This window comes from Ginsengibacter sp. (assembly GCF_057362405.1).
In genome coordinates, this window is sequence record NZ_JBMQQG010000092.1 from 1 (window position 1) to 12,669 (window position 12,669).

9 protein-coding genes are annotated in these 12,669 nt (G+C 38.4%); 4 read left to right on the forward strand and 5 right to left on the reverse strand.

Translation table 11 applies throughout. The annotated features are described in order from the left end of the window. Window positions 1-46: 46 nt before the first annotated feature. Window positions 47-2,074 (reverse strand): excinuclease ABC subunit UvrB, encoded by a 2,028-nt coding sequence (gene uvrB / locus ACO1O5_RS08010; RefSeq protein WP_486269319.1) that lies wholly within the window; start codon window positions 2,072-2,074, stop codon window positions 47-49. A gap of 111 nt (window positions 2,075-2,185) precedes the next feature. Here uvrB and ACO1O5_RS08015 point away from each other — a divergent pair, with 111 nt between their 5' ends. Beyond that, complete coding sequence (locus ACO1O5_RS08015; RefSeq protein WP_486269320.1) at window positions 2,186-3,853, forward strand: MutS-related protein; 1,668 nt, start codon at window positions 2,186-2,188, stop codon at window positions 3,851-3,853. A gap of 18 nt (window positions 3,854-3,871) precedes the next feature. On the opposite strand, the gene ACO1O5_RS08020 is transcribed toward ACO1O5_RS08015, so the two are convergent. The 3 genes from ACO1O5_RS08020 to ACO1O5_RS08030 all read right to left on the reverse strand — a co-directional run bounded on the left by ACO1O5_RS08020 (window position 3,872) and on the right by ACO1O5_RS08030 (window position 7,115). Next, window positions 3,872-4,324, reverse strand: a complete 453-nt coding sequence (locus ACO1O5_RS08020; protein ID WP_486269321.1) for a methylglyoxal synthase — start codon at window positions 4,322-4,324, stop codon at window positions 3,872-3,874. Window positions 4,325-4,372: 48 nt separating this feature from the next. Continuing rightward, complete coding sequence (locus ACO1O5_RS08025) at window positions 4,373-6,601, reverse strand: transferrin receptor-like dimerization domain-containing protein (RefSeq protein WP_486269322.1); 2,229 nt, start codon at window positions 6,599-6,601, stop codon at window positions 4,373-4,375. Between the two features lie 241 nt (window positions 6,602-6,842). Continuing rightward, on the reverse strand, window positions 6,843-7,115 hold the full coding sequence (locus ACO1O5_RS08030; protein WP_486269323.1) for a hypothetical protein: 273 nt from the start codon (window positions 7,113-7,115) through the stop codon (window positions 6,843-6,845). Window positions 7,116-7,311: 196 nt separating this feature from the next. Between ACO1O5_RS08030 and typA the strand changes: the two genes are divergently transcribed. Next, entirely contained in the window at window positions 7,312-9,123 is a 1,812-nt protein-coding gene (gene typA, locus ACO1O5_RS08035) for a translational GTPase TypA (protein ID WP_486269324.1), read from the forward strand. A 116-nt stretch (window positions 9,124-9,239) separates the two neighbouring features. Then, entirely contained in the window at window positions 9,240-9,455 is a 216-nt protein-coding gene (locus ACO1O5_RS08040) for a hypothetical protein (RefSeq protein ID WP_486269325.1), read from the forward strand. A 12-nt stretch (window positions 9,456-9,467) separates the two neighbouring features. Here the strand turns inward: ACO1O5_RS08040 and meaB are convergent, their stop codons facing one another. Further along, window positions 9,468-10,367, reverse strand: coding sequence for a methylmalonyl Co-A mutase-associated GTPase MeaB (gene meaB, locus ACO1O5_RS08045; RefSeq protein ID WP_486269326.1), 900 nt, complete (start codon window positions 10,365-10,367; stop codon window positions 9,468-9,470). A 230-nt stretch (window positions 10,368-10,597) separates the two neighbouring features. On the opposite strand from meaB, the gene ACO1O5_RS08050 reads away from it, so the two are divergent. After that, window positions 10,598-12,424, forward strand: a complete 1,827-nt coding sequence (locus tag ACO1O5_RS08050) for an ABC transporter ATP-binding protein (RefSeq protein ID WP_486269327.1) — start codon at window positions 10,598-10,600, stop codon at window positions 12,422-12,424. Window positions 12,425-12,669: the final 245 nt, after the last annotated feature.

Below are 12,669 nucleotides of genomic sequence, written 5' to 3' on the forward strand. Positions count from 1 at the left end.
ATAAAAAGATTGTGAAAGCAAAACCGGCGTTTTTGAAAAAGTGAATTTAATTCTTCATCTCTTCCAACTCCTTCTGCATTCTAAACATTTCATCGCGCAATCTCGCTGCCTCCATGAAGTCCAGATCGCGTGCGGCTTTTTCCATCTGGCGTTTGATTTGACTAACCGCCTTTTCTAATTGAGGAATTGTTTTATACTCTACCTGCTCTTCGGCAGCAATAGTAACTGTATCATCAACGGCATAGGGTGAAGCAGTCGTTCCCTTTATGTCGAGCACAGAAGTTTGCCCCATTATTTGTTCTATGGATTTTGAAATTGTCTTAGGTGTAATGCCATGTTCAATGTTATACTGAATTTGTTTTTCCCTGCGTCTCGTAGTTTCATCAATCGTTTTCTGCATGCTTTCGGTCATTTTATCTGCATAAAAAATTACTAACCCATCAATATTACGGGCAGCCCTACCCGCAGTTTGGGTAAGTGATCTTTCATTACGCAAAAATCCTTCCTTATCTGCGTCTAAAATAGCCACCAATGAAACCTCGGGAAGATCGAGACCCTCACGCAGAAGATTTACGCCAACTAACACATCAATTTCGCCAAGCCTGAGCTGCCGCAGAATTTCAATACGATCAAGTGTATCCACTTCGCTGTGTATATATTTTGATTTGATGTTGATGCGGTGCAAATATTTATCCATTTCTTCAGCCATACGCTTGGTTAAGGTTGTAACCAAAACCCGATCACCCTTTGTAACCCGCTTATCAATTTCATCCAGCAAATCGTCAATCTGGTTTACAGAAGGGCGAATTTCAATTGGTGGATCCAATAAACCTGTAGGCCTTACAACCTGCTCTACTACTATACCTCCTGTCTTTTCCAGTTCATAATCGCCGGGAGTGGCGCTTACATAAATCGTTTGATTGAGCATGCTTTCAAACTCGTTAAAATTCAATGGCCGGTTATCTAACGCCGAGGGTAGACGAAAACCGTAATCAACCAAAATTAATTTTCGTGACCGGTCGCCGCCATACATGCCACTTACCTGGGGGATGGTTTGATGGCTTTCATCAATCACACATAAAAAATCGGGCGGGAAATAATCGAGCAAACAGAAAGGCCTCGTACCGGGGTCTCTCCTGTCAAAAAATCTTGAATAGTTTTCAACACCGTTGCAGTAGCCAAGTTCCCGTATCATTTCAACATCATAATTCACCCGTTCTGAAATCCGCTGTGCTTCAATATACTTCCCGGTGCTCTTAAAATATTCTGTTTGCCTGGCAGCTTCATCCTGGATTTCCGCCAATATCTGTTGCAGCTTATCTTTTGGCGCTATGTATAAATTCGCCGGGAAGATAGCGGCATCATCCACTTTCATTATTCTTTTGCCCGTACTTAATTCCAGCGTTTCAATACTTTCAATTTCATCACCGAAAAAAGTAATGCGATAACCATTATCCATGTAGGGAAGGTTGATATCGACAGTGTCTCCTTTAACACGAAAAGTTCCTCTTGCAAAATCACCCTGTGTTCTTGAATACAATCCGTTTACCAATGAATGCAGAAATCCCTGCCGGCTGATTGTTTGTCCTTCCTTAATGCGTACAACACCTTCAGCAAAATCTTTCGGGTTGCCAATTCCGTAAATACAACTTACGCTCGCTACAACAATGATATCTCTTCTTCCCGTTAACAACTGCGATGTTGCTGCAAGCCTTAATTTATCTAATTCTTCATTGATACTTAAATCTTTTTCAATATAAGTATCACTGACAGGCATATACGCTTCGGGCTGGTAGTAGTCGTAGTAGGAAACAAAATATCCTACAGAATTATCAGGAAAGAATTGCCGGAATTCACCATACAACTGGGCTACCAATGTTTTATTATGAGTAAGAACAAGCGTGGGCCGTTGCACATTTTGTATAACATTGGCCATGGTAAAAGTTTTACCACTGCCGGTTACGCCCAGCAACGTCTGGTATTTTTCACCCTGCAAAATACCTTGTGTCAATTGCTCAATTGCTTCGGGTTGATCACCTGCGGGCTGATATGATGAATTAAGTTGAAAAGGCATAGGGACATGCAATTTACAACCGAAAGATGATTCGGAAATTCTTGTTGAAAAAGAAAATCATCGTCCTTGCTAATCAATAAAGTCAATAAAGAATTTTTGATAATATTGCACATGATTTACTTCCTAGTTGCATCCGCATTTCTTTTCGTCGTAATAAAATTACTTTTCAAAAACAGGGATGATAAAATAATTACAGAAATACGTTCTCAATGGGCAAGAAAAAAAATTAAGAATAGAAATATTGATCTCATCGGTAAATATGCAGCCTCAAATAAATCCGGTGGAAAGTACCATACTCTTTCGTCCCAAACCTTAAAAGATATTGATATTGAGAGTTTATTTGCCATCCTGGATAGAACAAATACCGGCATAGGGCAGCAAATTCTCTTTGACAAAATTCTTCATCCCACTGATAATTTGAAGCAGTTAAACGAAATAAACCAACATTCAAATTATTTTAAAAATGAGATTTTAAAACGGGAAGCAACAGAAAAAATTCTCTACCGGCTTGAGCAGAACGGCACTTATAGAATTGCTGATTTGTTTGTATTGACCGCCTCAAATAATCGTGTCAATACCACTCTTTACAAATATCTTACCGGCATTGCGGTGGCGGCTATTCTTTGTCTTGCTTTTGTACCCATTATTACAATAGCCTTAATCCCTGTGTTTGCAATCAACATTGCCATACATTACATTTTTAAAAACAGGAACGACGCAACCTATAAGTTAGTTGCCGAAGCCTATGGGCTGGTGGAAGCTGCTCGACGGCTCGAAAGATTGGATACTTGTATAAATGCGACGTCGATTGCGCAACAGGTGCAGGTGTTGCGACCATTTGTAAACAGCTACCGTTATCTCAATCTCGGCATCCCTGGCGATGACTTGTCCAAAGCGTTATTTTATTTGGTAGACCTGGTGAAAGGAGCCTTGCTCATTGATGTTCATCTTTTAAATAAAGCATATTCCGAATTATTAAATAAGAATGATTCATTGGAAGTGCTTTATAAAATTATTGGAGAATTTGATGTGTCCATATCAATAGCTTCGCTAAAAAGCGATGTGCTTTTAAACACCTGTTCACCGGTACTCGTTTCAGAAAATAAAATTTTGAATTTTACAGAAGCTATTCACCCTTTAATTGAAGATTGCGTTCCCAATTCATTTTCATTAACGGACAAAAGTGCCTTTATTACGGGTTCCAATATGTCTGGCAAGTCCACTTTTTTGAGAATGATTTTAATCAATTCTATTTTAGCGCAAACGCTGTTTATTTGTTTTGCAAAATCATTTTCATCTACATTTTTAAAATCATTTTCATCAATTAAAATTGACGATGATTTACTGGAAGGAAGTAGTTATTTTTTTAAAGAGGTAGAAATAATGAAACACATGGTGGATCAAATATCTCTTCCCGTAAACAATCTTTTTATAATAGACGAAGTATTTAAGGGCACAAACACTGCCGAACGAATTTCTCTTGCAAAGGCCTTGTTGCATTATTTGAACAACCCGGCAAACATCGTCATTGCGTCCTCCCATGATTTGGAATTGATTCAGTTACTCTCCGCAGATTTCGAAATGTTTCATTTTACAGAAACAATAAAAGACAATCTACTTCACTTTGATCACACAATAAAACCAGGGCCATTGAAAACAACCAATGCTATCAAGATTATTGAAATGGAAAAATTTCCGCAGGCCATTATTGATGAAGCCTATGAAATGACAAAGGCATTCAAGTCAGCTAATTTGTCGCCCGGTGTTAATATGATCTAAATTCTCTTTGGTTCAACATTAAACCGTCCTTTCCAAATACCCCGAATAATCCTCAACAACTATGGGGTAATCTTCATTCATTAAAACAGAAGTGAGAATAAAATCGGCGGTTGTTCTGTTGCAGGCAATAAGTATATTTCTTGCAACAGCCAGCCTTAATAAAGCTTTCACGTCACTATCATGGGGCTGCGCTTCCATTGGATCCCAAAAGAAAATCAGCAGGTCTAGTTTTTCCTCAGCTATCAAGGCGCCCATCTGCTGATCGCCGCCAAGTGGACCGCTAAACAATTTTTTAACCGGTTGTTTAAGATGCTCTTCTAATAATTTGCCGGTAGTGCCGGTTGCTATCAATTCATGTTGAGACAGCAGTGTTCTGTTATAGTAGGCCCATTCAATTAATTCCTTCTTCTTATTATCATGCGCAATAAGAGCAATGCGCTTTTTAAGTAATATTTTTCTCACGTGACTCATAATTTCATTTATAGTTAATACCAAAAATGAAAAAACATAACCCATTAACTATTTATCGCCCAGGTTAACTTCATGTAAATAATCTGCAAGATTTGTAATTGCCTTAGCATCAACCTCAATTTGGTCCTGGGCTTCTTTCCATTTTCTTTCTTCAATTGCTTCTCTTATCCCGGGCATTGTCTTAACCCCGTAACCCGTATAAAATCCCGGCGCATAAATCGTGTGTTTATACCAGGATCGCCGTGGTAGTCCTGTTTCACTTAATAATTGTTGCTCGGCACGATAAAGCGATTCATTAAATGATTCGCTAACATTATTTGCTTTTATCTTATTGTGAAAAATTAAGTTTAAACTATCGGTATTTTTTCTCAATTGTTCCAATGCATTTTGCAGTGGTGAAAAGTCAAGATAGGGAACGTCTGATTTTATTTCAGGAACCACATATTTTTTTGTTGGATCTTCTCCATTTTGATAGCCTCCTGAACGAATGACCTGGTTTTCTATTTCAGTGGCCTCCCTGGTTTTTTGCAGGAGTGTAATTAATTCATTCGAATATCCATCAATAGTTTTATATAAATGAGTAAAATCAAAAGGTAACACATCAGCATTGGCCATTCGTAAAACTGCATGGCCGGCTGTTTCGGCAAGCGTAACTCCATACTGAAAACCCGGGTCTTTAAATTTTGCATACAGGTCGTACGAATCATAAATCGAATGGTATTCGCCTCCGTTATCTTCTCCGCCATAACCAATGCCAAGGGAAGGTATCCCCGCATGCTGAATAAAAGAAGAATAGTCTGAGCCCGATCCCATTGCTCCGATTGTCAATTCCTTTTCATCCAAAATCTTTTTCTTAGCCTCATCTCCTGCCGCATTGATTACACGATGATCTTGTGCTCTTTTAAACACACTCACATTTGTCTGCGGATCGATAACCTCTTTTGAAATTTCATCCATTAGCGGCTCTAATGCATGAGAGCCCTCAACACCTAAGAATCCACGACCATTGCCGTCAGAATTTATGTAGACAACCGCCTTCTGCTGCAATTCCTTTTCATGTTCTTCCACCCATTCTGTAGATCCCAACAATGCAGGTTCTTCGCCATCCCAGGAACAATATACCAAAGTTCGATCTGGCTTCCAACCTGTTTTCAACAATTCACCGATTGATTTTGCTTCTTCTAACAGTGCCGCCTGTCCGCTAATAGGGTCGTTCGCTCCGTTCACCCACGCATCCTGGTGATTACCGCGTATTACCCATTCATCCGGAAATTTTGAACCGGTAATTTTTGCAATTACATCATAGCATGGAACGATATCCCAATTGAATGCAACTTTTAAATGCACCGTTGCTTTACCCGGACCAATATGGTAGGCAAATGGTAAGCCACCATGCCAGTTATCGGGAACAACAGGTCCATCCAGCGCTTCCAGCAAGGGAGTTGCGTCATGATAGCTGATTGGCAGCACAGGAATTTTCAAAAGGTTCGGCGCCGCCAGCCTGTCTAATCTTTTTGCATCTTCAGTGGCACCAATGCCGGGAGTTAACGGATCACCGGGATAAATAACCATATCCATCACTGAGCCGCGTTGCACGCCATACTCATTTTTAAAAGCGCCTTTCGGGTACACGTCACCGTGAAAATATCCATCATCCATCGGGTCACTATAAATAATGCAACCAATCGCTCCATGCTCCTGCGCAATTTTAGGTTTCATTCCCCGCCAGCTATGGCCATATTTTGCAATTACAATTTTTCCTTTTACATCGATACCCAATTTATCGAGCACTTCATAATCCTGCGGCAGGCCGTAGTTTACAAATACTAATTCCCCCGTGACATCGCCATCGGCGCTATAGGCATTATAGGTAGGCAATTGTCCCGATTGCCCGCTTGTGGCATCCTCTTTCAAAGCTGGTTCCTTTAAAATTGCTTTGTAAGAAGTGGGAGAAGTCATCTCCAGCAACCTTGTTTTGGGAGTGGGAAACAAAACATGAAACGTTTCAATCTGAGCATTCCATCCCCATTTTTTATATAGACTTAGAATATACTCTGAATTGGCTTTGTCGCCCGGGGAGCCCAGGTGATGCGGCACAGCCGATAGTTTCTTAATCGTTTCGCCAACATTTTCTTTACTTAAATTTTTATCGAAAGAGGCTTCGAGGTTTAATTGACCTGGGACATTTTTTTCAAAGAACCCGGTAATTTTTTTTGTTTGGGAAAAGGAAGAATTGGTAATAAAAAGAATCAGGCAAGGCAGTAAGATTTTTCTCATGTTGTGAAAATGTATTTTTGATTTTTTTTTAAAATAATTTTTTAATTGCAGCCTGTTAAGATTTAAAACTAATGATTTATTGAAACATAAAACCACTCGATTAGTTGAGCAGCTATTTGGTAGTTTTAAATGCATGCTAATGCACCCAATATTTTTTATCTTAATAGATCAGCTAATGTTTATGTTGAACAGAAAACGAAAGGCTTTTTACACGTTCGTGCAGCCACAGTCTTAAATCTGTTTATCTAAATTGTTTCAACTGCATTTTTTCTATTTCATATTTTCTAATAAACCAGGCAATTGTAAATGTGGGTATTAAATCTATCCCGGGAAATAATTCTTCAATAAAAGAAAATATACCGCCAAGCATTCCAAATTTTTTTCCAAATAAGAAGTAAAATATAATTCCTGAAATAACAGCCCATATGGGTCCAAAAGGAGGGAAGACATAACTTAAACAGCCAATTATATCTAAAACAAGACATATCTTGAGTGAAGGAAGTTTTCTTTTCATTATTATTGTTTTCACAGTAATTGTTATCAAATTAGCCTCCAAAATATAAATTGGCAATTTTGGCACCTCGCCAAGCGTTTAAATTTTGTGTTAACTCTGGTTTTATGCTTGCCATGAACCTGAATTAGCGTACCTTCGCACACTTAAAAAATTCGGGAGGTCGTCTTTCCCAATTTTTGCAAGCAAAAATGAAATTATGGAAATAAGAAATATAGCAATCATTGCGCACGTTGACCATGGTAAAACAACATTGGTTGATAAGATTCTACACACTACGAATATTTTCCGCGACAACCAGGAAACGGGCGAGTTAATTATGGACAGCAACGATCTTGAAAGAGAACGTGGCATTACCATTTTTAGCAAGAATGTTTCAGTTACCTATAAAGGAGTTAAAATAAATGTAATTGATACACCGGGTCATAGTGATTTTGGCGGTGAGGTAGAGCGTGTTTTAAAAATGGCAGATGGGGTTTTGTTACTAGTAGATGCTTTTGAGGGGCCCATGCCGCAGACAAGATTTGTTTTGCAGAAAGCACTAAACTTAGGGCTTCACCCGATTGTTGTTATCAACAAGGTTGACAAACCAAATTGCAGGCCTGATGAAGTGCATGACGCTGTATTTGAATTATTTTTTAATCTTGATGCTACGGAAGAGCAACTTGATTTTCCAACTATTTATGGTTCCAGCAAGCAAGGTTGGATGAATACAACATTGGAACCAACGGATAACATTTTTCCTTTATTAGATATCATACTGGAAAAAGTTCCTGCTCCTTCTACACCTGAAGGTAATTTGCAAATGCAAATTACTTCATTGGATTATTCCTCCTTTTTAGGAAGAATTGCTGTGGGTAAAGTAGCAAGAGGGGTTATTAAAGATAACCAACCCCTTTCATTAATGAAGCTGGATGGGAGCATTCAAAGAAGCCGGGTGAAAGAATTATATGTGTTCGAAGGCTTGGGTAAAAAGAAAGTGAGTGAGGTGAGTGCCGGTGATATTTGTGCAGTTGTAGGAATTGAAGGTTTTAATATCGGTGAAACACTTGCTGATTTTGAAAATCCTGAAGCGTTGGCGGTTATTAGTGTTGACGAACCTACCATGAACATGCAGTTCAGCATTAATAATTCTCCGTTCTATGGAAGAGATGGAAAATTTGTAACCTCCCGCCATCTGAAAGACAGGCTTGAAAAAGAACTTGAAAAAAATCTTGCTCTTCGAGTAAGCCCAACCGATAGTGCAGAAAGTTTTATGGTATACGGTCGCGGAATATTGCATTTAAGTATTCTCGTAGAAACCATGCGCCGTGAAGGTTATGAAATTACAGTGGGACAACCGCAGGTAATTACAAAAATAATTGATGGTAAAAAATGTGAGCCTTATGAAAATCTCGTGGTAGATGTGCCTGCTGAATATAGCGGCCGCGTAATTGACCTGGTGACACAGCGCAAAGGCGAAATGCTTATCATGGAAAGTAAAGGTGAAATGCAACACCTTGAATTTGAAATTCCATCACGAGGCTTAATTGGCCTACGTTCTAACATGCTTACCAACACTGCCGGCGAAGCTGTAATGGCACATCGTTTCCTTGAATACAAACCATGGAAAGGATATATTCCGGGAAGAAGCAATGGGGTTTTAATTTCTAAAAACCAGGAAAAAACGACAGGATATTCTATTGATAAATTGCAGGATCGTGGAAGATTTTTTGTTGATCCGGGTGAAGAAGTTTATACAGGACAAATTATTGCTGAACATATTAAGCCGGGAGATCTTGTTGTGAATGCGACTGAACCAAAAAAATTAACCAACCATCGTGCCAGCGGCAGTGATGATGCTTCACGCATTGCGCCAAAAACACAGATGAGCCTTGAAGAGTGTATGGAATATATTCAACATGATGAGTGCATAGAAGTGACGCCAAAAGTTATCCGCATGCGCAAAGTAATTTTGAATGAAGACGATCGGAAAAAGGTACAAAAGGCCCAGGTAGAACAGGTGGGATAGCCTCACGCTATATCTTTGCTTTTTTCCAGGAATCAAGGGAAGGTATAATACTTTTTAATGCATGGTAAATTACTGTGTTTGGAGTGTATAAATTTGATTGTAACTTTACGGCCATTATGAAGAAAGTTTTTATTTTATTGTTGTCGACACTATTTCTCACATTATTATTGAGCAATGCTACATTCGCACAATGTTCTATTTGTGCTAAATCAGTACAACAAATGGGCTCTAAACCTGCTCAGGGATTTAATTCAGGAATTATTTATTTAATGATGATACCTTATGCTGCCATTGGCATAATTGGCTATAAATGGTGGAAGAGTAATCATTAATAGTTTCAGGATTCAAAAGTATTTTCCTGCAAAATCATACATGTTGAAACCGGGTTTGGATATCGCATCCGATAAATTATTCTTCAGCTCTTCTTTGTCTATTTGCTTCATTTTTCTATGCTGAATAATTGACCATATTTTGTCGGCAACCAGCTCGAGCCTTTTACCCGGAATCGAATTAAAATCCCACGCTGAAATTATTGTAAACAATTCGTGAATTCCCTCTTTGTGGGAAGCGATTGTCTTTAAAACGGGGATCTCTTTTTGCTTCTGATGAAACGCAGGTGACAGCATCTGCATCAAATTATTATAGAACGTGGCAGCGCCGGGCCTGTCATATTTATTGATAACAAAAATGTCGGCAACTTCCATTAACCCTGCCTTCATTGTTTGAATAGCATCACCACCCTCCGGCACCAGTACAACAACAGTAACATCTGCTAATGCAGCAATATCCACCTCGCTCTGGCCAACGCCAACTGTTTCTATAATTATATAATCAAAATCAGCACCTCTCATCACATCGGTAATCTCAATAATTTTTGGATGCAGGCCCCCGAGAGAACCCTTACTCGCTAACGAACGAATAAACACGTCCGGATGATTATACCATTCACTCATTCGTATCCTGTCTCCAAGTAGTGCGCCTTTGTTAAACGGCGAAGAAGGATCTACGCAAAGCACTCCCACTTTTTTTTTAGCGGCAATCATTTCTCCAACCAACGCATCCACCAAAGAACTCTTGCCTGCTCCCGGTGCACCCGTTATACCAATAATTTTTGCTGGCGATGGCTGCAAACGCACCAGGAGTTCTTCATATCCTGTTACTTCATTTTCTACCAATGAAATAGAGCGTGAAAGAGTTTTAAAATCTATAATGTTTAATGAGTTATCTCGGCCTTTTGGGAGCATCTCGATTATCTTAAAAAGTTAAATTATTGCGTAACCTGACGCACGATCAATCTATCAAATATCGCGAAAATACTATGTAGAAAGCGTTTCGGGCTTTAGTTTTGACACAAACTGACTGATTGAGTCGGCCGTTAAATTGTTTGCGCCCACACCATTCTCTATAGCTATATAGCAATCGGGATTTGTAAAATGATTTACTTTGCTGGTTTTTAGTCATTTTAATTTATTTGATGAAGAGTTTACGCGTTATTTTCCGGTATGTATCAAAATATCCAAAGCTAATTTTTGCATATTTCAGTTTTAATGTGCTATCTAATTTATTTTCTTTGATATCTCTCGGTCTGCTTAGCCCTTTTTTATTACTCATTTTTAAAAAGAACGATACACTTTCGGCGGTTAGTCATGATTCAGGTTTTTTTGCAAGAATAAATCCTGTAAATATTTTTAAGTCATGGGTAAATGATATGATAAAAACACCCGTAGGTGAAATAAAAGCACTAGCGGTTATTTGCCTGTTAATTTTGTTAGCCATCATTCTCAAAAATATTTTTTTGTTCCTCTCCATTTATTTTATTACTCCAATAAGAAATGGAGTTATAAATGATATGCGCAATAGGATGTTTAAGAAAATTCTTCAATTACCTATTGGTTATTTTAATGACCAAAAGAAAGGCGACATAATGAGTCGGTTAACTAACGATCTTGGTGAAGTGGAGACTTCAATCGTTAATTTGTTGGAAACGCTTTTCAGAGAACCGGTGACCATCCTTTTGTTTTTCATTTACATGATCATATTAAGTCCGCAGCTTACTCTTTTCCTGGTTTTATTTCTACCTGTTTCCGGATTGATCATTGGCCGAATTGGAAGATCACTCAAAAAACAAAGCACAAAAGTGCAGGAAAAACTGGGAGCCATATTGTCCACTATTGATGAAACCCTTGGAGGCATCCGTATAATAAAAGCCTTTAATGCCGAAAGGAAACAGCTTAATAAATTCACTGTTCAAAATGACGAATTATTTGTTATTAAGAACAGGGCCAATCGTAAACGTGATTCCGCATCACCGGTAAGTGAGGTGCTGGGTGTATTTGCCATCGTTTGTGTGTTGTGGTTTGGAGGAAGATTAGTACTAAACAAATCTTTTTTGGATCCCGGCGATTTTATTACCTACATCGTTATTTTTTCGCAGGTAATACAACCATTAAAATCATTATCATCTGCATTTTATAATATCAGAAAAGGTTCAGCAAGTGTTGAGCGTATAGAGCATCTTATTAATGAAGATGTAGCAATTAAAGAAATTGAGCACCCCGTGCAAATGGATGCATTTAAAAGTAATATCGAATTTAAAAACGTTTCCTTTTATTATGAGGATAAATTAGTGCTGGATGATATAAACCTTACAGTTGAAAAAGGAAAGACCTTAGCTATCGTTGGTTCGTCAGGAGCCGGGAAAAGTACTTTGGTTGATCTTGTTCCCCGCTTTCATGATGTAACAAAGGGTGAATTACTGATTGATGGAATAAACATCAAAAATTATTCATTGGAATCTATTCGCAACCAGATGGGAATCGTAACGCAGGAAGCCATTTTATTTAACGATACCGTTGCCAATAACATTACGCTGGGAATGGATAACGCATCTCAATCGCAAATTGAACATGCCGCAAAAATTGCCAATGCCGATAAATTTATTTTGCAAAAAGAAAACGGATATGAAACCAATATTGGAGAACGCGGTAATAAATTAAGTGGTGGCGAAAAACAACGAACCACTATTGCGAGAGCGGTTTTAAAAAATCCTCCCATTTTAATTCTTGATGAAGCAACCTCTTCACTTGATACAGAAAGTGAAAGACTGGTGCAGGACGCCATTAATAATTTAATGAGCAACCGCACTAGTATTGTAATAGCTCATAGGTTGAGTACGGTGAGGCATGCTGATGAAATTATTGTTTTGAACAAAGGCAAAATTGTAGAGAGAGGTACTCATATGAGCCTTATGTCCGCCGATGGCTTTTATAAAAAATTAGTCACGATGCAGGAAGTGAAATAGGTTGAAAGCAGGAATTTAAAAGTGCATTGAACTTATCTGGCATTAGTTATTATCTTGTAGGCAAAAGAACTTTTAAAAATGAATATAATCAGCTATTTTAAAGAATCTTTCCGGAGAAAAAAGGCAAGAAGAATTACCCAGGAATACCCGGCCAAAATAGATTCATTTGATTTAAAAAATGAAGGTAAAATTGAATTTGCCAATTGGGATAATCCACTCTTAAGCCCAAAATTTGTAAGCCAGGA